This is a genomic window from Marinomonas rhizomae, from assembly GCF_024397855.1.
Classification (GTDB): Bacteria; Pseudomonadota; Gammaproteobacteria; order Pseudomonadales; family Marinomonadaceae; genus Marinomonas; species Marinomonas rhizomae_A.
Window position 1 is genome coordinate 743,058 of the sequence record NZ_CP073343.1, and the last position, 22,798, is coordinate 765,855.

The following is a 22,798-nucleotide window of genomic DNA, read 5'->3' on the forward strand; positions in this document are numbered from 1 at the left end:
GTTAATTAAAGGTTTTGTGTGCGTGTTTTAGAAAGACAGCGTTGCGTCTATACCAAAGTTACGACCAGCGCGTGTATATCGATTCAGATTGGTGCTGGTATTGGTTAAGTTACGAATGTCGTTCCAGTTCATGTACTTTTCATCTGTGAGGTTGAAAAGACCGGCGTTAAAGGTGAGATTTTGCGTCGGCTTGTAATAAGCGGTTAGATCAACAAGGTTGTAATCTGATGTGGCAAGCCATTGTTTGCTGGTGGATATGTCTTCTGCTTTCTTACCTGACGCCCAAGTTAGATTGAGCTTTCCACCCCATTGTTCTGATGGTGCATCATAGCCAAGACCAACGACGGCGCTGAGCGGTGAGATACTGTCTAGCGGTTCATTGTCTTCTAGATTATCGCCTTCCGCGTATGCGATTGCGCCATTCAGCGACCAGCCGTCACCAAGAGCATCAATGCTTTTCGAGAGATTTAGATTACCTTTGATTTCAACCCCTTTTATCACCACATGAGTAAGGTTTTGATTGGTGTATTCACCAAGGCTAAAGGCGGCGGAAGTACCCAGTGATACCTGTTCAATGAAATTTTTGTAGTCGTTATAAAACGCGGTCAATTCAGTGGTACCATAGGCGTTTTGAGCACGAATACCTGTTTCAATGAATAGGCTTTCTTCTGGTTCTAAATCAGGGTTTGGCGTTATTTGGTAAGAACCATATGGTGCTGAGTTTGCGAAATAATAGTATAGCTCGTCTAAGTTAGGCGCTCTAAAACCTGAGCCTGTTTTACCAAAGATTGTGTAGGTTTCATTGATTGCAAAGTCTGCTGCTAGTTGTGCTGTTAGTGACTCATTTTCATTATTTCCCCATGAGTCTATGTATTCGTCACCTGTTGTTGTGTATTTGTAATTGTCGTAACGAATGGCCGGAATGAGAGTTAGCTTGTCCGTAGCTGACCAACTGTCTTCGAGGTACAAACCAAAAATATCTGCGTCAGCCACTGGAGAGAATCGAGACGCTGTGGTTGTGCCTGAAACTGTGTTTTTGTTTAGATTTTCCAATGATTTTTGGTCGTAAGTAAGACCATAGCGGATTTGGTGAGTATCAATTTGTTTCACTAAATCGGCTTTCAGGCTTGTACTTTCTTCGTCATAAAAGCGGTTAACAAGGCGATTGTTATTGCTTCGATGTGTTTTGTTTGTGGTTTTTGTGTCTTGGTAATCGACTTGCCATTTCAGACGATCATATAGGGCGTTTGTTTGAGTATTTTCGTGGAAAAAACCAATACGGCGACGGACCACTTTGTCGTCTGAGCTATGCTGATCTGTTGCGGAACTTTCTGAAAATAAATCGGACTCCGATGTGCTGTGGAAGTATTCACCGACTAGGCCAATACGGTTACTGTTGTTTACTTGCACCTGCACTTTGGCGAGTGTGTTTTCTGAGCCCGTTTCGGCTGGGTCGACGGAAGCACGTGTCACCCCGACGGTTTGATCTGATCCAGCGTCACCTTGATGGTTTTTATTTTCGTGTCCATCTCGGTTCGTGTATATAAGTAAAGACTCCACCTTGCCAGTGCGGTTTGCGATAGTCAGCGTTTGGTTGAATTCATCGGATGCGCTTTTGTAGCCGGCTTTTAATGAGCCTGAGGTGTTATTACCTGTTACGGATAAAAAGCTGCTCGGTTCTTTTGTTCTGTATTTCACGACACCACCAAGAGCGCCGCTACCTTCTACTACATCGCCACCTTTAATAATTTCAACAGATTCTAATGAATCCATATCAACCGTATTTCGTCCTGTTCTTAAATAGGTAGTTGTGGGACCGTATGCATCGGCTTGCGATACGCCATCGACACTGATTTTGACACGGTCGCCATCTAGTCCACGAATATTCACGCTACCGATGCCAAAGCGAGAATCTTGGCTGGCCTCGACGCCTGGTTCGTAGCGGACTAGATCGTCTAGATTACGCACCAGTGTTTTTTCTATGTCGTCATCATCGATACTAGATACTGAGCTACCAATTGCAGTAGATGGGGTTAGCTGATCAGCTTCCACGCTAATCGTGTTTAGTTGAGTTTCTACATTTATTTTGTCGGCTGAAAAAGCTGGGTTTGCCATCATGATGGACAAAGCAATCAAAGATAAAGGGGCTGGGAATGTTGTTTTGGTCATGATAGTTCTCATAATTTGAAAGTTTATGAGAACTATTATCAACAAAAAGTACATGCAAATGCAAATGACTTTCATTAAGGTTTATAAATTAATGATAAGTTAAGGGATTTCTTTGGAATTATTTTCGGACTAAAAACAGAAAACTTCACACTGTTTAATTAATGCATCGATGTCCATGTGTTGTTCTGTGCTGTCGGCGAGTCGGTTGATTTTGCTGTTGCGGTATTGGTCGTAAGAGGGATTAAAATGTCGGATCACGGTCGTTCCTCCCTCATACCGACCTAGGGTGTGAGGGGGACTTTAGTGAAATGCTCGGCATGTTTTGATTAACGCATCTATGTCCATGTGTTGTTCTGTGCTGTCGGCTAGTCGGTTGATTTCGCTGTTGCGGTATTGGTCGTAGTCGAAGGTGGCAGCTTGGTCGACGCCGGCCCAGTTGAGTAAAGCTTGTAGGGCTTCTGGGTGGTCGAATACGCCATGAAGGTAAGTGCCGATGATGTTGCCATCGTCTGAGATATAGCCTTCTTTTTCGCTGTTTTCTTTGTTTTTTCCGTTATCTAAGAGAGCGAAGTGGTTTATTTTGGCGTTGGTAGCAAAGCTTGAAACGCCAGAGTGAATTTCGTAGCCGGTAACTTTGGCATGATTGTTTGAAGAGTGGTTTGAGCTTGTTGAGAAGGTAAGTTGTCCATGACGTTGCTTGAGCTGTTTCTCTTCTTTTAGGATGGTTTCCATAGGAATAAAGCCAAAGCCAGCGGATTGTGTGTTGGCGTGCTGGTTTTCCAGTCCTAGTGGATCGAGCAGTTGTTCGCCGAGCATTTGATAGCCGCCGCATATCCCGATGACTTTTCCGCCGTATCTAAGGTGTTTATTCAGGTAGTTTTCCCAACCTTCTTGGCGTAAAAAGGCGAGGTCGCTTTGCACGCTTTTGCTGCCTGGTAATATGACGAGATCCGCTGGTGGAATGTTTTCATTGGCACCAACCAGGGTGACTTGCACATCTGGATGAAGGCGTAATGCGTCCCAGTCTGTGTGGTTGCTGGTGCGTGGCATAATGGGAATGACGATGTTTAACTTGGCGTTGGTGTCGGTTTTGATTGGGCTTTTGGCGACGGCGTCTTCGGATTCTAGGTGAAAGCCTTTTAAGAAAGGCAGTACGCCTAAAACCGGTTTGCCGGTGCGTTCTTCTAGCCAATCTAAACCAGATTGCAGCAAGCTGATGTCACCGCGAAAACGGTTAATCACAAAGCCAATCACTCGGTCTTGTTCGCTTTGGCTAAGTAAATCCAATGTACCAACGAGATGAGCAAATACACCGCCTTTGTCGATATCAGCAATGATAATAACTGGGCAGTTGATGCTTTCCGCAAAGCCCATGTTGGCGATGTCGCGGGCACGTAAATTGATTTCCGCTGGGCTGCCTGCGCCTTCAATTAACACGGCTTGGTATTGGTCGGCTAGACGCTGATAAGAATCCAATGCGGCGACTTTGGCGATGCTTTTGTATTCGTGATAACCCACGGCGTTCATGTTGCCAATGGCCTTGCCCTGGATGATGACTTGCGCGCCTGTGTCTGTGTTTGGTTTGAGTAGAATCGGGTTCATGTCCACGTGGGGTTCAAGCCCAGCTGCATAGGCTTGCACGGCTTGGGCTCGGCCAATTTCGTTGCCGTCTTGCGTGACGGCGCTGTTTAATGCCATGTTTTGTGGTTTAAACGGCGCGACTGCGATGCCTCGGCGAACCAATAAACGGCACAATGCCGTAACCAATGTGCTTTTTCCGGCGTCCGAGGTGGTTCCTTGGATCATTAAACTAAAGGCTGGCATTCAGTATCATCACGCTTCAAATCAATAAGGTGGTAGAATTCTACCTTACCTATGCACCTTGTTAAGTGAAAAAACGACTTATATTTATGATCCTTTTTAATTTAGACAGTAGTTTTGATGGTTTTCTTGGCGCGTTTTCTATGGCCAGTTTCATTTTGGTCGCGGCCTTGGTATTGGATCGCTTATTAGGCGAGCCAAAGACGTGGCATCCTTTGATTTGGTTTGGTCGCTGGGTGGACCTTTGTCGCCATCATATTCAGTTGCCTTTAGACGCTTCGCAATCTCGTCAACGCATGGTTGGTGTGTTGGCATGGCTGGTGGCGGTTTTGCCTTGGGTGATGATTCTATTGGCTTTGTTTTGGTTGTTGCCGAGTTGGCTAGATACTTTGCTGTCTGTGGTGGTGTTGTATTTTGCCATTGGTTGGCAGAGTTTGCGTGAGCATGCTTTGGCGATTTATCAGCCTTTGTCTGTCTCTCCACTGTCGGCAGAAAAGCTCGATGAAGCGCGACTTGCTGTGAGCTATATCGTCAGCCGTGACACACAGAATTTGGATGAATCGGCGGTTGCAAAAGCGGGTATTGAGTCGGTTTTAGAAAACGGCAGTGATGCGATATTTGCACCGATATTTTGGTTTATTCTCTTCGGTGCGCCGGGTGTGCTCTTGTATCGCCTTGCGAATACGCTGGACGCTATGTGGGGCTATAAAACAGAATCTTTACTGCATTTTGGTTGGTTCGCAGCGCGTTTTGATGATGTATTGAATTATGTTCCCGCTCGTCTTGTGGTTTATACCTATGGGGCTTGTGGTAAATGGCGTTCTGCGATTCGCAGCGCACGACGGCCTTCTGCCCGTTGGAAAAGCCCTAATGCTGGCCCTGTGATGGCAGCAGGCGCAGGGGCTTTAGGGATTCAGTTAGGTGGCGAAGCGCCGTATTTTGGCAAAGTCGAAACGCGACCAATTTTGGGCGAGGGTGATTTACCTATGCCTCAACATTTAAAAGAAGCCATTTGGCTGGTGGATAAAAGCGTATATTTATGGGGATTGGTGATATGTCTGTTGGTCTAGGCTTTTCTAAGTTGGAAAGCTCGCCCCCAAAGCACGGTGGTGATTTGGCTTATTGGCAGCGTAAAGTCGGTAATGAAGCGTTGAATTGGTTGGATTTATCTTCCGCCTGTAACCGTGAACCTTGGTCGATACCTGAAATAGCACCTGAGTTATGGATGGATTTACCTGATCAAGCCGATTTATTAGAAGAGGCCGAACGCTATTTCGGTCGTCGCCCTAATGCGATTGGCGCGGGTTCTCAGCATATTATTGAATCTTTGCCGCCTATGTTGCTGGCGAGCCAGCCTTCGGCTTTGCTTACTGCAACGAAAACGGTTTTTGTGCCGCGTATTGGTTATCAGGAACATGCCTTTACTTGGAAAAAATGGGGCTTTGATATTGCCTACTATGACGCTTTGGATGAGTTATTAGAGCAGAATTGGGTGGTTGCTGTGGTGATTCAGCCGAATAATCCAACAGGCGAAATTGCCCCACACCATGTTTTGTCTCAGCTGATTACTTACGCTGAGCAGCAAGGGGCGAATATCGTCGTGGACGAAGCCTTTGTTGATGCTTGCCCTGAGTTGAGCCTGTTGAATAGTCAACAAGGTGAAGCACTGAGTGACTCGCTTTTTGTTTTACGTTCCGTTGGTAAGTTTTTTGGTTTGGCTGGCGCAAGGGTCGGTTTTGTTTTCTGTGCGACAAAATGGCAAGCCGCGATAAAAAACTTATTGGGGCCTTGGCCAGTGGCGACGCCGAGTCTGCATTTGGTGCGATTGGCTTTTGCCGATAAAGCTTGGCAGTCTCAAGCTATAAAAGCTTTAAGTGTACGACAAGCTGCCTTTGTTGAACGAGTCATCCCCAAGTTTAATACCATTTTTGATTCCCAAGATTATGTGTTGAGTCCACTGTTTGTTACTTGGTTTCTTGAAAGTGAAGAATACGCCAAGCAAGTATTCGACATGTTGCACCAAGTTGGCGTTCATACTCGTTTAGGCGAAGGCTGGATTCGTGTGGCATTGCCAGCGCTTAATGAAATGGATGCTTTAAACAGTGCCTTGATTCGTTTATTAAAAACCGCGGGGGGCAGAGAATTAGCATGAAGCATCTTGTATTAGGTGGCGTTCGCAGTGGCAAAAGTGCCTTTGCTCAAGAGCAAATAGCAGCGTGCGGGAAACCAGTCTGTTATGTGGCGACATCTCAAGTCTGGGATGACGACATGGCAGATCGTGTGCGCCAGCACAAAGATAACCGGCCAAGCGAATGGCAGTTAATAGAAGAGCCCTTAGCGTTAGCCAGTGTCTTACATTCTCTTAATTCACCGGAGCAAGCGGTGATTGTTGAATGTTTTACCTTATGGATGACGAACTTGTTGTGCCTAGAAGACGAAGGGCGCTTAGAAGAAGAAAAGCAGGCGCTATTAAACGCGGTTGATGCGTTCGAAGGGGATTTGGTACTGGTGTCTAGCGAAGTGGGTTTAGGCATTATGCCAATGAATGCGTTGGCGAGGCGTTTTGGTGATGAAGCTGGTGCAATGAATCAGGCTCTGGCTAAATTGACCAATCGGGTAACTTTTGTTGCGGCGGGACTACCATTGCCGCTAAAATCCTAACCTTCCATCCATATTCCGTGCTTTCTTGAACTATTATTGTTCTTGTCGGCATTTTATTATTAAACATTGTAATTGATAGCGAAAAGCGTAGGAGCTTTGATGACCCCGTATTCAAAAGATTTTCCAGTATCTTGGGAAGAGTTACACAGAAATGCTCGTGCTCTGTCTTGGCGTTTGCTGGAGCAAGGCCCATGGAAAGGGATTATTGCGATTACTCGTGGTGGCTTAGTGCCTGCAGCTATTTTATGCCGTGAAATGGATATCCGCTTGATCGATACCATTTGTATTGTCAGTTACGGTGAAGACGAAAAGGGCAACGGCGCCATGAAGCAAGGCGAGCTTAACGTTTTGAAAGGCGTAGAAGGCGATGGCGAAGGCTTTATCCTGATCGATGATCTTGTGGACACTGGGCGTACCGCAGCAAAAGTTCGCGAAATGTTACCCAAAGCGCATTTTGCAACCATTTATGCCAAACCTGCTGGTAAGCCATTGGTTGATACTTTTATCACCGAAGTCAGCCAAGACACTTGGATACGCTTCCCTTGGGATATGGAATATACCTTCTCAACCCCTTTGGCTAATCGCCAAGCAAAGTAAGCATTCACTTCAGCTACGTATATTATCCTGATAATAAAGTTAGTTATCAATTGACACAAAAGAAACGAGCAGGCTTGCAAAATTACACAAAACTCTCGTTTCTTTTACACTTTTTTGAGCTAACTTTATGGTTATATTCATTTCAAAATTAGACTCAAAGAATGGCGAAATAAATGGCTGTTCCACGCATTTTAATGCAAACATTTTATGTAATGACAATAGGATTTTATTATGTGGCAAACGTTAACGAAAGTTGCTTTGGCTGGTATTTTATCGTTTGCGATGATAATTCCAGCATGGGCTGAAGGTACTGTAGCTCGAGCTCAATTTTCAACCGATGTGGTTGATCGTGAACCGGTGGATGATATAGGCCCAACTGTAAAAGTAGAGTACGGCGAAATACAGCGTGTGTATTTCTTTACAGATCTACGAGATATGTCTGGCAGCCAAGTGATTCATCGTTGGAAGTTAGACGGTGAAGAGCAAGCAGACGTAGGATTTGATATTGGTGGCGATCGCTGGCGTGTATGGTCAAGTAAGCGACTCATGCCAGGCTTCGATGGCAAATGGAGTGTCGACGTTGTTCAGGATGGGCAGGTGATTGAAACTCGCACATTTGATTATGTGGATGAAGGCTAGTAAATAAGGCATTATTTACGGCTAATATTTAACACCGACTAAGGATTAATATGCCTCATTTACGTGTTCGTGGACTGGCTTTTGATGAGCTAGAGTCTATTGCTGATATCCTGATAGAAAACTTGGCGGAAGTAACAGACACGCCGAATTCTCATTTCACCCTTGAGTACCAAGCAACGACCTATCTGGCCGTTGGTGGTGCTTCTCCTGCGTATCCCTTTTTTGATGTTTTATGGTTTGACCGAGGCGAAGAGGTGAAACGTAAAGTCGCGTTAATCATCGAAGAATTGGTTAGACCTTTGGTAGACAGTGGACAAGATATCACAGTGTTGTTCCATGATCTGCAGGGCAAGGACTACTATGAGAATGGCGAGCACTTCTAAGACAGTAATCCCCTCCCAGCCTCTCCCTTAGCAGGGGGAGGAGCTAAGGCATTTTTGTCCCCAACCCTTGGTCGGGGGAGTAGCATTTAGTTGGGTTGATAATCCTACCTCTGAAATTCGTATACGCTTCCTAAGTCCATTATCTGAGTTAATTCATCTAATGCATTTCGGCTTTCGATTAATAGCTGCGGATCAGCAAGGTCTTTTTCGTGCAGTTCGTCGCGGTAATATTTATCTACCCAAGTGTTTAAGCGTTCAAATAAGGCATTGTTCATTAGCGTTGATGGGTTGATGGCTTGTTGTTCTGCTTGGGTTAGGGCGACGCGAAGTCTTAGGCAAGCTGGGCCGCCGCCGTTGCTCATGCTTTGCTTGAGGTCGAAGACTTTAATCTCGTTGATTGGCGATTGGCCAGTCACTAGGCTGCTCAAATAGGCCCATACCGCTGGATTATTTTCGCATTCACCAGGTACTACCAACACCATGTCATCGTCGCCACGGCTTAGTAGCTGGCTATTAAACAAGTAAGACTGGATGCAGTCTTGTACGGATACGGCGCTGCTTGGCACTTCAATGAGATGAAATTTAGACGCTCTGTTTCCCCAAGCGGTGAGCAGGTTTTGCTTCATTTTAGCGGTGTCTAAGAAAGCTTCTTGGTGAAAAAAGTGCGCGTTGCGATTCCCTACAGCGATGACGTCGTTGTGGAAGACGCCTGCGTCGATGACGTCGGGATTTTGCTGTGCGTAAACCACTTGTTCTGTTGATAATCCATGATGACGTGCCACGGCTTGAGAGGCTTCTAAGGTGTGACGCGCTGGAAATTTAGCGGGTTTCGGTGCGCTGTTGTTGAATGCTTCCATTCCGTAGACAAAGAATTCGATGCCTTGTTCGCCATAATCATGACAAAAGCGCGTATGGTTCGCTGCACCTTCATCACCGAAGTGATCGACACTTGGCAAAGCTGGATGATGAGCGAAGTGCTTATCGTCTTTGAAGGTCGCTTGTAAAATCGCGCCTGTGGTTTCATGTTCGATGGAACGATGGAATTTGTTGACCAAGTTTGCAGGCGTGAAGTGCACGCGATTGTCGCTGGTGTCGCCACTTGGGGAGACGGTCGCTGCATTGGCTGTCCACATGCAAGACGCGGAGCTAACCGCTGCGAGCAGTTTTGGTGCTTGTTTAGCAGCTTGTTCTAATATGTTCGCATCGCTACCAGAAAAGCCCAAACGACGCAGGGTTGGTATGTGTGGGCGTTCGTGTGGCGCGAGTACGCCTTGTACGAATCCTAGATCCGCCAAGGCTTTCATCTTGACCAAGCCTTGTTTTGCTGCGGCTTTCGGATTAGACGGGCGTGCTGAGTTATTCAATGAAGCGACGTTACCAAAAGATAGGCCGCTGTAGTTGTGGGTTGGGCCCACTAAGCCGTCAAAATTGGCTTCTGTCGCTGTGTTCATAATTGCCTCTTGTCGTATCTGAATCTAAGTTTTCTTTGTCGTTCTCTATGGAGCACTAAAGCGTTATGCCATGGCCGAGTTTTTCGGGCATGGTTAAGCTGTCAGCTTCAATACTGGCAACTGGGTACGCGCAATAATCCGCTGCATAGTAGGCGCTGGCTCTGTGGTTGCCGCTGGCGCCTGTGCCACCGAAGGGTGCGTTACTGGATGCGCCAGTGGTTTGACGGTTCCAGTTGATGATGCCAGCACGGCTGTGTTGTAGGAACCATTCGTACTCGGCTGCATCGTCAGACAAAATGCCTGCCGATAAGCCAAATTTGGTGTTGTTGGCGATGCTCATGGCTTGATCTAGCGAGTCGTAACGAATCACGGTCAGCAGTGGGCCGAAGTACTCTTGGTCTGGCAGTTCGTCTAACATGTCGGTGGCATCGATAATGCCCGGTGTCACAAAGCCAGTTTGGCTATCGCCGCGAGTCATTTCTAAGATAGGAGAGGCTCCTAGCTTAATGAGTTTTTGGTAGGCTTGCAGCAAACCGTCGGCCGCTTGTGCAGACACCACTGGCCCCATGAATGGTTGTTCGACCGCATCGAAACGGTCGATTTTTAATGCTTTGGTGGCCGTTACTAGAGATTGCAAAATCGCATCGCCTAGTTCGCCTTTAGGTAGCAATAAACGACGAGCGCAAGTACAGCGTTGCCCTGCTGAGATAAACGCCGATTGGATGATTTCATGTATTGCTGCGCGTTGGTCTGCGACTTTTTCAGAGACCAACAATGGATTATTGCCGCCCATTTCTAGGGCTAAGATTTTACCTGGATGCCCCGCAAAGTCGTTATGTAAAATATGACCGACCTGTGGGCTACCGGTGAAGAATAATCCGTCGATGCCTTGATGATTTGCTAAAGCAACGCCTGTTTCACGCTCACCTTGAATTAGGTTGAGTACACCAGCTGGCAAGCCCGCTTTTTCCCATAATTGAATGATTAGGTCAGACGTCGCTGGCGCTTGTTCGCTTGGCTTGAAAACGACGGTGTTGCCAGCAATCAGCGCAGGAACAATATGGCCGTTAGGTAAATGCCCAGGGAAGTTATAAGGGCCAAATACAGCAACGACACCATGTGGACGATGACGTAGTCGAGCTGTTGCGCCCGGCATAGGCGTAGTTTTTTCGCCGGTTCTTTCATGGTAAGCCTGTTGTGAAATGGTGACTTTTCCCACCATGGCAGCGGCTTCGGTACGCGTTTCCCAAATAGGTTTGCCTGTTTCGCGGCTGATAGCGGTCGCTATGTTTTCGCTGTGTTCTTTAACCAAGGCTGCAAAGGCTTCAATGATGCTCAAACGTTCTTCTAACGGACGATTTGCCCAAGCAGGAAACGCAGCGCGAGCGGCATCGACGGCTAAATCGACTTGACCGGATGTGGCCGTGTTGGCTTGCCATACTAAACTGGCGTCTGCTGGATCGATAGAGCGGAGTAGTTGGCCTTCGCCTGCTGTCCATTGACCATTAATATACTGTGCTTGTTTCATGGTGACTCCTGTTAGTTCGTGCGCATTTATCTTGAATAAGGGGATAATTCGACGATTCGAACGGGTTCTTTATTTGTGATGCAAAGTGCGTCAGCTTCTTCTTGCGTTAGGGTCATGGCGCTACCTGGTGGAATGGTACGCTGGATTAAGATACAGCGAAAATCGGCGACCTTGGCGTTGGAAACTAGGTAGTAATTGCCCTCACTTTTGTTTTCAGTAACGCCTTCGCCCTTGCTTTCAGAGATGCCTTTTGGCTGGCCTATGTTAGCAAGGCAAAGACGGCTGTCGCGTACGGCGCGAATGTCTTGAACTCGTGCTTCTAGGCTTGGGCCGCCATCAAAAATATCGACGTAGTTTTCGTAGCGGAAACCTTCTTGCTCTAATAAGCGACGAGCAGGAATGGTATTTTGATGGACTTGTCCTAGGACCTCGCGGGCTTCAGGAGGAAGCAAGTTTACGTAGACTGGGTTGTTTGGCATCAGCTCAGCAATAAACTGCTTGTTACCTTGAGAAGTGAGTTCGTCGGCTTCTTTGAAGTCTATGGAGAAGAAGTGGCGACCAAGACTTTCCCACAAAGGAGAAACCCCATTTTCATCACTGATGCCGCGCATTTCCGCAAATACTTTCTCGGTAAAGCGTTCTGGGAATTGTGCCATAAACATAAAGCGTGCTTTAGAAAGCAGTTGGCCGTTTTTAGAGTGACGGTAATCTTCCTCTAAAAACAGTGTGCAGATCTCACTAAAACCAGTGAAGTCGTTATTGAGGATCAGAGTCGGGATGGCATTGTGTATGCCTAATTCACGAGAGGCATGCGTAATGGTTCCTAGGTGATAGCTGTAGAATGGCTCATCTAATCCCACGGTTGCCAATATTCCACAAGTGCCCACGATGTCGCCTGTTGTCGTGTCTTCAAGCACCATTAAGTAATCTTCATTATGGGGCTTGGTAACGTTTTCTTTATTGAAAGAACGTACAGCACCGTCGATTTTCTTTTGGAGAATGGCTTCGTCAGATACCAGAGAAGTAAAACCAATGCCGGTTTTTTCTGCTAGTCGGTAAAGTGACTTTAGGTCATTTTGACAAATAGGGCGTATGACCATCATGATGGTTTTCCTCGTGTATAATTTAGCTGCTTTTGACGGTTTTTAATGTCATGCAGATGATTTTTATTGTTTATAGTGCAATCCACTGGATGCGTTTTCCTGTCGAAATACCCAGTTGCTCTTGAGTCGTTTTTTCTAAGGCTAAGCCTGCTACTTGTGGTTCAGCAGGCGCTGCCGTGACTCTGAAGTTTTCTAAATGTCCTGCTGAAATCAGGTGTATAGCGCCTTTTGATGTTTCTGTTAGCGACAGTGCTTTGTCTGTTTTTTGGTTGACGATGGTGTGTAGACTTTCTGTTCTCGCTTCAATGCTTGGGCCGGCATCAAAAATGTCCACATAGCCACGGAATTCAAACCCTTCATCCAATAAAATGTCGGCACTTTGTCCTGAATTTTCATGCACTACGCCAATGGCTTCTTGAGCGGCCTCTGGCAAGGTTGGAACATAAATTGGATAGCGTGGCATCAATTCCGCGATAAAGTTTTTGTTGCTGACACCTGAAAGATAGTCGGCTTTCTTGAAGTCCATGGTAAAAAAATGTTTCCCTAAGGCATCCCAAAAAGCGGAGTAGCCCTGTTTGTCGCTTTCTCCACGTAACTCTGCAAATATGCGCTTAGTGAAACGTTCTGGATAACGGGCAATAAAAAGCAGGCGAGCTCTGGATAACAAAGACATGGCAACAGGGTTCTGGTGTGCTTTATCGACCACCAAGGCGATGAGTCGGCTGGTTCCGCTGTAGTCATGACATAAGAAAAGGGCAGGGATGCGGTTGTGAATCTGTAGCTGTGGCGACGCGTGAACAACTTCATCAATTCGATAGCTATAAAAGGGCGTATCCACTCCGACCATGGCATCGATTCCGCAACATCCAACAATTTGTTCATTGCTGGTATCCACTAAGACAAACAAGTAGGATTCGTCGCCTGGCTGTACCACATCCGTTTGAAATGAACGACGTGACGTCGCAATTTTGTCGTTAAGGCGTTCCCTGTTTGCAGGGAAGTTTGTAATGCCTATACCAGCTTGTTGGGCAAGGCGTTCCAGTGCGGGAAGATCTGCAAAATCGACTGGTCGTACTAGATACATAGAAAATTCCTAGAAATGGGTTAGGGCCATAATATGTGAGTATTATTGCTGAGTTGTGTAAGACGTGTAAGAGAGTAACTTTCGCATTAGCGACAAGTTCTTCTAGATATTGGCTAATTATGGTCGATTTTTAAAAAGTATGAAGGGGTTTAGTATGAAAGAGGGCGTGTATCAGCATTATAAAGGATCGCTTTATTGGGTTGAGCGAGTGGCTAAACACAGCGAAACAGAAGAAGAGTTAGTGATTTATCAGGCTTTATATGGCGACTTTGGCTGGTGGGCAAGACCGCTGAGTATGTTTCAAGAAACGGTTGAAATAAACGGTGAAAACATCCCGCGCTTTGATTGGTTGAGAGCCGAGCGCAACGCGGGAGAATGAGGTGCATCAGATCGGAGGATGCATCCAAGGTGATTCACGCATAAAGTAGATGATCTGTTCCCTTAGCCAGCGATGGGCAAGATCATTGTTAAAGCGCTCATGCCAAAAAATGTGGATAGGGTGGCGACCATTGTATTCGTCGAGTTCCAGCACTTCCGCTGGAATAGGCAATAATTTGACGGGATAAAAATGGGCTTTTTCACACATTACATTCAAGAACAAATCACCAATGGAGCGAGAGGTAACTAATGCCATGCCTCGTTTTACCGCTTGCATGGCGACCATTAAGCTGTCTGTTTCTAGATTCGGTTGTATTATGTGGCCTCTTTGTTTGAGCTTTTGTTCTGTTTTCGTAAATGAGTTGTGGTGATTACTGCGTAAATGGTGTGTGACAACCTTATGCGATAGCAAGTCTTGTACAGTTACCTCATCTTGGTGAAATAATGGATGAGCTTCACTTAAAATGATACAGGCTTCCATGTAACCTATTAGTTTACTGCGAACATTACCTGGCGTGTCACTAATGCGCATAATGCCAAGATCCACATTGCCAGAAACCAGTTCATCCAGCTGTGTATCTCCCCATGAGCTTATCGCCAATCGCATGCCTGGTGCTTGGTATTGCAATGACGCCAAGAGTGGTTCTATAAAGTTTTCTAAGTCACCTTCATCTACACGTAGCTTAATACGGCGGTCTAGATTTTTTAGATCTAGCGAGTTTGGGCTCATTAATTCAGAAAGAGAATTTAAAATAGGCTGAATTTGGTCGTGTAATTCAGAGGCTCGTGCAGTAGGGCTGAGACCGTAGGCCTGACGAGTGAATAGTGAGTCTTTAAATAACTCTCGAAGACGCTGTAAGCTTTTGCTTAGTGCAGGCTGTGTCACTCCCAGTCTTTCTGCAGCACGAGAAACGCTGCCTTCTTCCATGATAGTAACGAAAGCGACGAGTAGCTTAATATCCAGTTTTAAGATGTCGTCTAGATGCATGGTTTTCTCAGTATTGTTTATATTTTAAAAACAGGAGCCTTATCAAATTAAATTGATAAGGCTCCTTACTCTAAATACAAGGTTAGCTTATTATTCAGTCGTATTATTCAAAGTCTGCGTGATGACGATATTTGACTCGGAATAACATGGCGTAAAAGACAGGTACTGCGACCAGTGTTAGCAAGGTCGCAAAGCCTAGACCGAAAGAAATTACTACGGCCATGCCTTCAAAGAAAGCATCATACAGCAAAGGCACCATGCCAAGAATAGTCGTGATTGCTGCCATACAAACAGGGCGAACACGGCTTACAGCGGAGTTGAAAATAGCTTCATACTTCTCTGTACCTTGTTCGAGTTCGTAGTTGATTTGATCCGCCAATACGATACCGTTTTTCACTGTCATACCAGACAAACTCAAGAAGCCAAGCAACGCCATAAAGCTGAATGCCGAGTTCATCACGAGTAATCCTGTTGACACCCCAATTAACGCGAGAGGCACACAGAACCAAATGGTCAGTGGCACGCGAATTGAGTTAAACAGTAATATGGTGATGATAAACATAAACAAGTAGCCCATAGGCAATGCCTTGAATATGTTTGCCTGAGCATCGGTGCTGCTTTCGTATTCGCCACCCCAATCCAATACGTAACCTGGTGGCAAGTGAATCGCTTCGATTGCACCGCGAGTACGACCAAAGATTGCCATGGCCGTTTCATCGCCCAAAATCTTAGGGTCAGCCATCACAGTGATAGTACGTTTACGGTCACGACGCTCAATGATCGGATCTTCCCATACGGTTTCAAAACCAGAGACCAATGTAGAAAGGGTCACGTAAGATCCTGACGCCGGGCTGTAAATCTGCAAATCACGAATTTGATCGATAGAAACGCGCTCGTTTTCTGGTGCTGTGCGTACGATTGGTAGTAAATCGGTGCCTTCACGGTACAAGCCAATTTGCGACCCAGTAAAGTTGGTTAACAATACATCGTCCAATTCTTTCTTGCTGATGCCTAAACGTCGAGCTTGAGCATCATTAAATATTGGGCGAAGCACCTTAACAGGCTGACGCCAGTTATCTTTAATGTTTTCAAGGCCGCCATCAGCACGGTAAATATCTTGGATTTGCGCGCTTATCTGACGTAAATGTTTAGGATCTGGACCACTTACACGCGCTTCAAGTTTCGCGCCACTGGCTGGCCCTAACTGTAGACGTTGTAGTTTTACTTCCAGCTCTGGATACTCTTCCTGCATTTTGTAATACAAGTCTTTGAGTAACCCCGGAATGACTTCGGTGCTTTCTGTACGAATGATGAACTGAGCGTAACTAGAGTTAGCCTGTTCTGCATTGTAAGTCAGCATGAATCGTAACGCGCCTTGACCCGTTGTTGATGTTACATAGTTAATACGATCATCTTTTAAAAGATCTGTTTCAATCTGTTGTACCGTATCGTAAGTGCTGTCTATGTGAGTTCCTTCCGGCATTTGAATGTCCATATAGAACATTGGGGTTGTGGAAGGTGGGAAGAAAGACTGCTTCACAAATTGGAATGCCCAACCTGCAGTGAATAAGCTTCCTACTAACAGAATGACAGTAACCCAACGGTAATGCATGGCTTTATCTAACAGCCATTTATAGCCAGTAAAGATGAAGCCTCTGTATGGATCAGCTAATTCTTCTACAGAGCCATCTTTGCTGTTGGCTTTTGTAATGGTTTCTTTGAAAAATAAATCACAAAAGAAAGGCGTTAGGGTAATGGCTGTTATCCAGCTCAGTAGCAAAGAAATCAGCAAGACATAGAACAGCGAACCAACGAATTCACCCACTGAGTCTGGGGACAAACCAATTGGAGCAAACGCTGTCACCGCAATAACAGTTGCACCTAAAAGCGGCCATTTGGTTTGTTTTACAACCGCACTGGCGGCTTGTATTTTGGTCATGCCTCTTTGCATACCGATGAGCACGCCTTCGGTTACCACGATGGCGTTATCCACCAGCATCCCGAGGGCGATGATTAAACCACCAAGAGAAATCCGCTGTAGATTGATATGGAAGTAATCCATAACAATGAAGGTACCAAGAATGGTAAGCAGTAGGATGATACCAATCAAAATGCCAGAACGAATGCCCATGAAGACCAATAGCACTAGAATAACGATAGCAACGGCGGCAACAAGGTTAAGCAAGAAATCGGATACAGAACGTTCTACTTCTTTTGACTGGAAGTAAATTGGTTCCATGTTTAGACCAACAGGTTGTTGGTACTGTAGCTCTTCAATACGGTTTTCTAATGCTTCGCCGATTTTCACCACGTTGACACCGGATGAAAATGAGATACCAAGCAACAGTGATTTAGCGCCATTAAAATCAACAATGTGAGTTTGTGGCTCAACGTATTCACGTTTCACTGTGGCGATGTCACGTAGACGAATTAAATTGCCATCGGTAGGTGTACCAACAATTAGGTTTTCAAGTTCAGAGATGTCTTTGAATTCACCCGTCGGGCTAATGCGAATGTACTCACTGCCAACTTTTACACGGCCAGCATTCGATACACTGTTTTGATTCGCTAGTAAGGTTTCTAATTGGCTTGGCGCTATGCCCATATTGGCCATTTTAGAACGGGAAATCTCAATGGTAACTTGTTCGTTTTGCTCTGCCGCCACGGTTACTTTCGCTACGCCATCAACCAATACTAATTCACGTTTAATGTAATCTACGTAATTTTTAAGGTCTTTGTATGGATAGCCTTCACCATTAATCGCCAGCATCACGCCGTACACATCACCAAAGTCGTCTAACACCATAGGGTTAGCGACACCGCTTGGAAATTGGCCTTGAATATCGCGGATCTTCTTACGTACTTCGTCCCAAATTTGCTTAAGCTCTTTGGCACGATAAGTGTCTTTGATCGTTAATTGAACTTTGGAATAACCTGCTTTTGAGGTTGATGTGATTTTATCAACATAAGGCAGGTTCTGTAGTTCCGTTTCAATCGGATAGGTCACTTCCTCTTCTACCTGTTCTGGTGATGCACCAGGGTATTGAGTGATGATTAACGCATCCTTGATGGTAAATTCAGGGTCTTCTAATTGCCCCAGATTAGTAAACGCAATGGCGCCGCCGACCAATAAGATCAGTGTCACCATCCAGCTTGTTACTTTACGTTGAATGAAATAAGCAGCAATATCCATTATAGACCTCGCTCACGTGTCCAAGGGCGAACGTGCATAGAATCAGTAAGACTACTTACTCCAGCCGCAACCACTTGATCACCTGCTTCAAGGCCAGACGCGATTTCAATCTGATTGCCTTGTAATGATCCAAGAGTCACGACACGTGCATTCACTTTACCTGTGTCTTTGTTGAAAACCCAAACGGTGCTGTTGGATTTACCTGTGTCTATATCTTCATGGCGCATTACGGCTTCAACAGGAATAACAACATGTTTTGTCACGCCTAAAAGGCGGCTTAGATCAATGTCTACGTTCGCTGTCATCCCAGGTAATAGAGTGTGTTTTGATGCGCTATTACGAGTTAGGCGAAGTGATACATCATAAGCCATGGTTGTTTGGTCAGGGGTTGTATTATGTTCTTTATAGGTTCCTGACAGTTTTTCGTCTGGCGCTACATCAACAACGACGTTTGGTTGGTAATCTGATTGTGTTGATTTAATGCTAACCACTAAGCTTTCTGGAACCTGAAACTCAACGTCCAAGTCCTCAATGTTTTGGATATGCATAATAGGTGCTGCAGCACTAATGTACTGGAAGTTTTCTGTTGCTACAGAGGCGATAACCCCTTGAAACGGAGCGTAAACTTTCGTGTATTGCAGTTTGTTTTTTGCCGTTTGTAATGCGTTATTGGCTTGATCTAAGGTCGCTTTGGTCGAGTCGTATTGAGACTGAGTCGTTGCGCCTTGGCGTAGTAGGTTTTGAATACGTTTAAATTGCGCTTCAGCCAGGCTTTGATTTGCTTGCGCAAGCTCAACTTCCAGTTTGAAATCTTTTGGGTCAAGTACGGCGAGAAGCTCACCTTTTTTAACGCGTTGGCCAGCGACAACATTCACTTGCATTAACTGTCCGCCAACACGGAAGGCGATGTCGGCTTCTTCACTGGCTTTTAATTCGGCAGGAAAGCGACGAATATTGATAGAGTCTGTTGGCTCAATAGTAATGAGTTTGACAGGTCGTACAATTTCTTTTTCAACGACAGTTTCATCTTCGTTGGATGAGCAGCCCGTTAGTAGCAGTGATACGGCTAACGTTAGACCAATAATCGTATTAAAACGTTTTTGGGGATTCATTCATTGCTCCGTAAAAATATAGGAAATATTTAGATGAAACTATTTTATATCTCTGAGGCCGGGATATAAACTTTTAAATATATATGAAAGATATTACCTAATTTGAATATCTAATGCAGAGCGTTATGTTTTCTTCATTATGTTTTTTCTAATTCGGCTAAAAATGTTTCCAAAATCAAATTGGCACGAGCCCCCTTGCGGGTAATGGCGGAAAACTGAGTAATGTAGTGGCATTCATTTGGCAGAATTGCACGCATGCGACCATCTCGGATCCAACGTTCAGCTACATGGTCTGGCAAGAAGCCGATATAGCGCCCAGTTAAAATAAGGAAAGCTATTCCTTCTCGGTCAGTGGCTGTGGCGCTGGTGGTAAGGGGTTGATGTTGGGCTTTGATTTCAGGCGTCTGAGCATAAGCAGGAAGCACTGCGTCGTAGTCTTTGAGTTTGTTTTTAGTTATTTTGTCATCGGTGACGGAAAACAAAGGATGCGTGTCACTGCAATAGAGCTTGGACTCTTCTTCATAAAGGTGGTGATAATCCAAACCGCTGAGTATTTTCAAATCTGGCACGATACCCACATGCAAACGTCCATCTAAAACGCCTCGCTCTACATCCGTTGGTGGAATCATTCGAATATTGATAGCGACTTGCGGCCCTTTGTCTTTTAGGCCGGCCAAGGCTCGTGTTATTCGGGTATATGGCAGGGTAACTAGGTTGTCAGTAATACCAATATTTAACTCTCCTTTTAAGTGCTGGTGGAGGGCATTGATATTGGTTCTGAAGTCTTCGATAGAAGACAGTAGTTGCAAAGTGAAATCATAGACTTGACTGCCTTCGTTTGTTAGCGAAAACCCAGAACGACCCCGCTGACATAAACGAAAGCCTAAGCGTGTCTCTAAATCGGATATGGCAATACTGATAGCGGCGCGACTGATATTTAGCTCAACTTCTGCAGCCGAAAACCCGCCGCATTCCACCACTGTCCTATAGATCCGTAAAATACGCAGGTCTGCATCACTTACCTGACTTTGAAATTGATTCATTGTTGATCCCACCCAAGATAATTTAGTTAAGTAAATGATTAACTAAGCGTTAATAGATTCGACTTTTTATAATCTATGCCTCTTGGCATAGTAGAGTCAATATTTGTTACAAGTGTGATTTTTTACTATGTCGTTATGATGCGGCTAACCCTTTTAGAATGACTTTATGGAGTACTCATGGAAATCATCGGGCATTTGATCGACGGTCAATATTCAGAGCAAGCTGAACGTACTCAAGATGTGTTTAATCCGGCGACAGGCAAGGTCGCAAAAAAAGTCGCTATTGCTTCTAGAGAAACGGTTGAAGAAGCCATTACCGCAGCGCAAGCCGCTTACCCTGAATGGCGTAATACTCCTCCGTTAAAACGTGCTCGTGTCATGTTTAATTACAAGGCCTTATTGGAAAAGCATTCCGATAAAATTTGCGAACTCATCGGTGCCGAGCATGGCAAAATCTGCCATGACGCTGCTGGTGAATTGCAGCGAGGTATTGAGAACGTCGAATACGCTTGTGGTGCCCCTGAATTATTAAAAGGTGAGTACAGTAAAAACGTCGGCCCAAATATCGATTCTTGGAGTGAGTTTCAACCACTAGGTGTGGTTGCAGGCATTACACCGTTTAACTTCCCTGCCATGGTGCCATTATGGATGTTTCCGATGGCGATTGTATGCGGTAATACGTTTGTCTTGAAGCCGTCTGAACGCGACCCAAGTACAGCATTGTTTATCGCAGAATTATTGCATGAAGCAGGTTTGCCAGCAGGTGTCTTTAACGTGGTAAATGGCGATAAAGTTGCAGTGGATACTTTGTTAGAAGACAAACGAGTCAAAGCCGTGAGCTTTGTTGGCTCTACACCGATTGCAGAATACATTTACAGTAAAGCCAGCGCCAACGGCAAACGTTGCCAAGCTCTAGGTGGCGCGAAAAATCACGCGATTGTGATGCCAGATGCTGATATGGATAACGTCGTTAGTCAGTTACTTGGCGCGGCCTTTGGTTCCTCTGGTGAGCGTTGCATGGCATTGTCTGTCGCGGTTGCGGTTGGTAAAGCAGCGGGTGATGCCTTGGTTAGTAAAATGGCGGATGCTATGAAACCACTTAAGGTGGGTGAGTATTCAGACAAAACCAATGACTTTGGTCCAGTTATTACTCAAGAGCATAAAGACAAAGTCGTTGGCTTTATTGATAGCGCAGAAGCGCAAGGTGCGACTGTTGTTGTTGATGGCCGTCATCCACAAGTCGCTGGTTATGAAAATGGTTTCTTTGTTGGCGCGACACTGATCGATGGTGTGACCAAAGACATGGACAGTTATCAGCAAGAGATTTTTGGTCCAGTGCTGCAAGTGGTTCGAGTCGATACGATGGAAGAGGCTATGACGCTGATTAATGACCATGAATATGGCAATGGTACTTGTATCTTTACTCGTGATGGGGAAGCAGCGCGTTACTTTTCCGATCATATTGAAGTCGGCATGGTGGGGATCAACGTACCTTTGCCAGTGCCTGTGGCGTATCACAGTTTTGGTGGTTGGAAGCGTTCTTTGTTCGGTGACCTACACGCTTATGGCCCAGACGCTGTGCGCTTTTACACCAAGCGTAAAACGATCACTCAGCGTTGGCCTTCGGCTGGCGTTCGTGAAGGGAAGAGTTTTTCATTTCCTTCATAAATTGAAAGCTTAGAGTCCCAGACGTTTCTTTTGATTTTTTATACTGCGCGAGAAATGTTTTTAATGGTCGCTTACTACTTGGTAACGGCCATTTTCTTTTGCTTTATAAAGCGATTCATCGACTCGTTTTAAGGCGTCTTCAGCTGTCTCATTGTCTTCAATTTGAATCAGCCCAAAGCTACAGCTGATTGCTTGCTCCCAGTTTTCTACAGATATCTTGTTTGGCATCTCTTTGCAGATTGTTTCAATGCGTTGTTGAATTTGAGCAAGTTCAACATTGGGAAAGATGAACAGAAACTCTTCGCCACCCCAACGACTTGAGATGTCGGTTTCTCGCATGGATTTTGATAGATAATTTGATATCTTGACGAGAATCTCGTCGCCTTTGCTGTGGCCTAATAGATCGTTTACCCTTTTGAAATAGTCAACATCCACTAAGCTGATGCAAAAAGGAACTTTATTTTCAGCCTTTTGATTAACATAATAATTTAATGCTTCAAGGCCAAAACGACGGTTAAATAGTTGAGTGAGTTCATCCTTTTCAGCTAATTCTGCCATTAATATATATTGGCTTGCGTAGGTCGAGCGGGAAATTGCAGCAGTGGCAATAAAGGGAAGGCTTGCCCCTATTACATTGGCTATAAATAGCAGTGGCAAGTAAGAGGTTAAACTGTCTGCTTGGTCTTGGGATAATACAGTGAGTATAGTAAATGTGGTTATATGGACAAAAGCAATAATGGTAGACCATGTGATACTGAGACAAGGAATAGCCATCAAGAGTAGAGCCATAGACCATAGGTAATATTGAAAGCCTGCATCGACTCCTAGTAATCTGGTGGCTAATATCGCGTGAATAAGCACCTCGACACTCATGATTAAAATCGAAACATTATGTTGTTTCCTGTGATTAAACCAAAAGGTTAGTAGCCAAGCTGATACGCTGAAAATATTGATCCAAGCAAGCAGAGTTTGATCAAGAT

General features: G+C 45.2%; 20 protein-coding genes. 8 read left to right on the top strand and 12 right to left on the bottom strand.

Annotated features, from left to right (window positions below):
- Nucleotides 1-27: 27 nt before the first annotated feature.
- From KDW99_RS03390 to KDW99_RS03400, 3 genes are all read right to left on the bottom strand, one after another.
- The gene (locus tag KDW99_RS03390) at nt 28-2,169 is read right to left on the bottom strand and encodes a TonB-dependent hemoglobin/transferrin/lactoferrin family receptor (RefSeq protein ID WP_255827919.1); all 2,142 of its coding nucleotides are present in this window, start codon (nt 2,167-2,169) and stop codon (nt 28-30) included.
- A gap of 129 nt (nt 2,170-2,298) precedes the next feature.
- Nucleotides 2,299-2,427 carry a hypothetical protein gene (locus KDW99_RS03395; RefSeq protein WP_255827920.1) on the bottom strand — a complete coding sequence of 43 codons (129 nt, stop codon included), beginning with the start codon at nt 2,425-2,427 and terminating at the stop codon, nt 2,299-2,301.
- A gap of 42 nt (nt 2,428-2,469) precedes the next feature.
- Entirely contained in the window at nt 2,470-3,993 is a 1,524-nt protein-coding gene (locus KDW99_RS03400; protein WP_255827921.1) for a cobyric acid synthase, read from the bottom strand.
- A gap of 86 nt (nt 3,994-4,079) precedes the next feature.
- Here KDW99_RS03400 and cbiB point away from each other — a divergent pair, with 86 nt between their 5' ends.
- From cbiB to KDW99_RS03430, 6 genes are all read left to right on the top strand, one after another.
- Complete coding sequence (cbiB, locus tag KDW99_RS03405; RefSeq protein WP_255827922.1) at nt 4,080-5,060, top strand: adenosylcobinamide-phosphate synthase CbiB; 981 nt, start codon at nt 4,080-4,082, stop codon at nt 5,058-5,060.
- Complete coding sequence (locus KDW99_RS03410) at nt 5,045-6,142, top strand: aminotransferase class I/II-fold pyridoxal phosphate-dependent enzyme (RefSeq protein WP_255827923.1); 1,098 nt, start codon at nt 5,045-5,047, stop codon at nt 6,140-6,142. The genes cbiB and KDW99_RS03410 overlap by 16 nt, the downstream gene beginning before the upstream one ends.
- A complete protein-coding gene (cobU, locus tag KDW99_RS03415) occupies nt 6,139-6,651 on the top strand; it encodes a bifunctional adenosylcobinamide kinase/adenosylcobinamide-phosphate guanylyltransferase (RefSeq protein ID WP_255827924.1) in 513 nt (170 codons plus the stop codon). Before KDW99_RS03410 ends, cobU begins: the two co-directional genes overlap by 4 nt.
- Nucleotides 6,652-6,750: 99 nt before the next feature.
- Nucleotides 6,751-7,248 (top strand): xanthine phosphoribosyltransferase, encoded by a 498-nt coding sequence (gene gpt, locus KDW99_RS03420; protein ID WP_255827925.1) that lies wholly within the window; start codon nt 6,751-6,753, stop codon nt 7,246-7,248.
- 231 nt (nt 7,249-7,479) lie between these two features.
- Nucleotides 7,480-7,887, top strand: a complete 408-nt coding sequence (locus tag KDW99_RS03425; RefSeq protein ID WP_255827926.1) for a DUF2914 domain-containing protein — start codon at nt 7,480-7,482, stop codon at nt 7,885-7,887.
- A 50-nt stretch (nt 7,888-7,937) separates the two neighbouring features.
- On the top strand, nt 7,938-8,270 hold the full coding sequence (locus tag KDW99_RS03430) for a DUF1904 family protein (protein WP_255827927.1): 333 nt from the start codon (nt 7,938-7,940) through the stop codon (nt 8,268-8,270).
- Nucleotides 8,271-8,374: 104 nt separating this feature from the next.
- On the opposite strand, the gene astB is transcribed toward KDW99_RS03430, so the two are convergent.
- The 4 genes from astB to KDW99_RS03450 form a co-directional block, all read right to left on the bottom strand.
- Complete coding sequence (gene astB, locus KDW99_RS03435) at nt 8,375-9,721, bottom strand: N-succinylarginine dihydrolase (protein ID WP_255827928.1); 1,347 nt, start codon at nt 9,719-9,721, stop codon at nt 8,375-8,377.
- A 55-nt stretch (nt 9,722-9,776) separates the two neighbouring features.
- Nucleotides 9,777-11,249: a succinylglutamate-semialdehyde dehydrogenase gene (gene astD, locus KDW99_RS03440; protein ID WP_255827929.1), complete on the bottom strand. Its 1,473-nt coding sequence runs from the start codon at nt 11,247-11,249 to the stop codon at nt 9,777-9,779.
- Nucleotides 11,250-11,275: 26 nt separating this feature from the next.
- Nucleotides 11,276-12,352, bottom strand: a complete 1,077-nt coding sequence (gene astA, locus KDW99_RS03445) for an arginine N-succinyltransferase (protein WP_255827930.1) — start codon at nt 12,350-12,352, stop codon at nt 11,276-11,278.
- 70 nt (nt 12,353-12,422) lie between these two features.
- On the bottom strand, nt 12,423-13,436 hold the full coding sequence (locus tag KDW99_RS03450) for an arginine N-succinyltransferase (protein WP_255827931.1): 1,014 nt from the start codon (nt 13,434-13,436) through the stop codon (nt 12,423-12,425).
- 154 nt (nt 13,437-13,590) lie between these two features.
- On the opposite strand from KDW99_RS03450, the gene KDW99_RS03455 reads away from it, so the two are divergent.
- Nucleotides 13,591-13,815 carry a DUF1653 domain-containing protein gene (locus KDW99_RS03455; RefSeq protein ID WP_255827932.1) on the top strand — a complete coding sequence of 75 codons (225 nt, stop codon included), beginning with the start codon at nt 13,591-13,593 and terminating at the stop codon, nt 13,813-13,815.
- A gap of 6 nt (nt 13,816-13,821) precedes the next feature.
- Here the strand turns inward: KDW99_RS03455 and KDW99_RS03460 are convergent, their stop codons facing one another.
- The 4 genes from KDW99_RS03460 to KDW99_RS03475 all read right to left on the bottom strand — a co-directional run bounded on the left by KDW99_RS03460 (nt 13,822) and on the right by KDW99_RS03475 (nt 20,150).
- Complete coding sequence (locus tag KDW99_RS03460) at nt 13,822-14,802, bottom strand: LysR family transcriptional regulator (RefSeq protein WP_255827933.1); 981 nt, start codon at nt 14,800-14,802, stop codon at nt 13,822-13,824.
- 103 nt (nt 14,803-14,905) lie between these two features.
- A complete protein-coding gene (locus KDW99_RS03465) occupies nt 14,906-17,995 on the bottom strand; it encodes an efflux RND transporter permease subunit (protein ID WP_255827934.1) in 3,090 nt (1,029 codons plus the stop codon).
- Nucleotides 17,995-19,107 carry an efflux RND transporter periplasmic adaptor subunit gene (locus tag KDW99_RS03470; RefSeq protein WP_255827935.1) on the bottom strand — a complete coding sequence of 371 codons (1,113 nt, stop codon included), beginning with the start codon at nt 19,105-19,107 and terminating at the stop codon, nt 17,995-17,997. The genes KDW99_RS03465 and KDW99_RS03470 overlap by 1 nt, the downstream gene beginning before the upstream one ends.
- Nucleotides 19,108-19,244: 137 nt before the next feature.
- On the bottom strand, nt 19,245-20,150 hold the full coding sequence (locus tag KDW99_RS03475) for a LysR family transcriptional regulator (RefSeq protein WP_255827936.1): 906 nt from the start codon (nt 20,148-20,150) through the stop codon (nt 19,245-19,247).
- A gap of 177 nt (nt 20,151-20,327) precedes the next feature.
- Here KDW99_RS03475 and KDW99_RS03480 point away from each other — a divergent pair, with 177 nt between their 5' ends.
- Nucleotides 20,328-21,818: a CoA-acylating methylmalonate-semialdehyde dehydrogenase gene (locus KDW99_RS03480; protein WP_255827937.1), complete on the top strand. Its 1,491-nt coding sequence runs from the start codon at nt 20,328-20,330 to the stop codon at nt 21,816-21,818.
- A gap of 60 nt (nt 21,819-21,878) precedes the next feature.
- On the opposite strand, the gene KDW99_RS03485 is transcribed toward KDW99_RS03480, so the two are convergent.
- On the bottom strand, nt 21,879-22,691 hold the full coding sequence (locus KDW99_RS03485) for a GGDEF domain-containing protein (protein ID WP_255827938.1): 813 nt from the start codon (nt 22,689-22,691) through the stop codon (nt 21,879-21,881).
- Between the last annotated feature and the right edge of the window lie 107 nt (nt 22,692-22,798).

Bases quoted from the DNA above. Each gene is read 5' to 3' on its own strand.
- KDW99_RS03390 (WP_255827919.1), bottom strand. From the start codon at position 2,169: ATGACCAAAACAACATTCCCAGCCCCTTTATCTTTGATTGCTTTGTCC.
- KDW99_RS03400 (WP_255827921.1), bottom strand. From the start codon at position 3,993: ATGCCAGCCTTTAGTTTAATGATCCAAGGAACCACCTCGGACGCCGGA.
- cbiB (WP_255827922.1), top strand. From the start codon at position 4,080: ATGATCCTTTTTAATTTAGACAGTAGTTTTGATGGTTTTCTTGGCGCG.
- KDW99_RS03410 (WP_255827923.1), top strand. From the start codon at position 5,045: ATGTCTGTTGGTCTAGGCTTTTCTAAGTTGGAAAGCTCGCCCCCAAAG.
- cobU (WP_255827924.1), top strand. From the start codon at position 6,139: ATGAAGCATCTTGTATTAGGTGGCGTTCGCAGTGGCAAAAGTGCCTTT.
- gpt (WP_255827925.1), top strand. From the start codon at position 6,751: ATGACCCCGTATTCAAAAGATTTTCCAGTATCTTGGGAAGAGTTACAC.
- KDW99_RS03425 (WP_255827926.1), top strand. From the start codon at position 7,480: ATGTGGCAAACGTTAACGAAAGTTGCTTTGGCTGGTATTTTATCGTTT.
- KDW99_RS03430 (WP_255827927.1), top strand. From the start codon at position 7,938: ATGCCTCATTTACGTGTTCGTGGACTGGCTTTTGATGAGCTAGAGTCT.
- astB (WP_255827928.1), bottom strand. From the start codon at position 9,721: ATGAACACAGCGACAGAAGCCAATTTTGACGGCTTAGTGGGCCCAACC.
- astD (WP_255827929.1), bottom strand. From the start codon at position 11,249: ATGAAACAAGCACAGTATATTAATGGTCAATGGACAGCAGGCGAAGGC.
- astA (WP_255827930.1), bottom strand. From the start codon at position 12,352: ATGATGGTCATACGCCCTATTTGTCAAAATGACCTAAAGTCACTTTAC.
- KDW99_RS03450 (WP_255827931.1), bottom strand. From the start codon at position 13,436: ATGTATCTAGTACGACCAGTCGATTTTGCAGATCTTCCCGCACTGGAA.
- KDW99_RS03455 (WP_255827932.1), top strand. From the start codon at position 13,591: ATGAAAGAGGGCGTGTATCAGCATTATAAAGGATCGCTTTATTGGGTT.
- KDW99_RS03460 (WP_255827933.1), bottom strand. From the start codon at position 14,802: ATGCATCTAGACGACATCTTAAAACTGGATATTAAGCTACTCGTCGCT.
- KDW99_RS03465 (WP_255827934.1), bottom strand. From the start codon at position 17,995: ATGGATATTGCTGCTTATTTCATTCAACGTAAAGTAACAAGCTGGATG.
- KDW99_RS03470 (WP_255827935.1), bottom strand. From the start codon at position 19,107: ATGAATCCCCAAAAACGTTTTAATACGATTATTGGTCTAACGTTAGCC.
- KDW99_RS03475 (WP_255827936.1), bottom strand. From the start codon at position 20,150: ATGAATCAATTTCAAAGTCAGGTAAGTGATGCAGACCTGCGTATTTTA.
- KDW99_RS03480 (WP_255827937.1), top strand. From the start codon at position 20,328: ATGGAAATCATCGGGCATTTGATCGACGGTCAATATTCAGAGCAAGCT.
- KDW99_RS03485 (WP_255827938.1), bottom strand. From the start codon at position 22,691: ATGAGTGTCGAGGTGCTTATTCACGCGATATTAGCCACCAGATTACTA.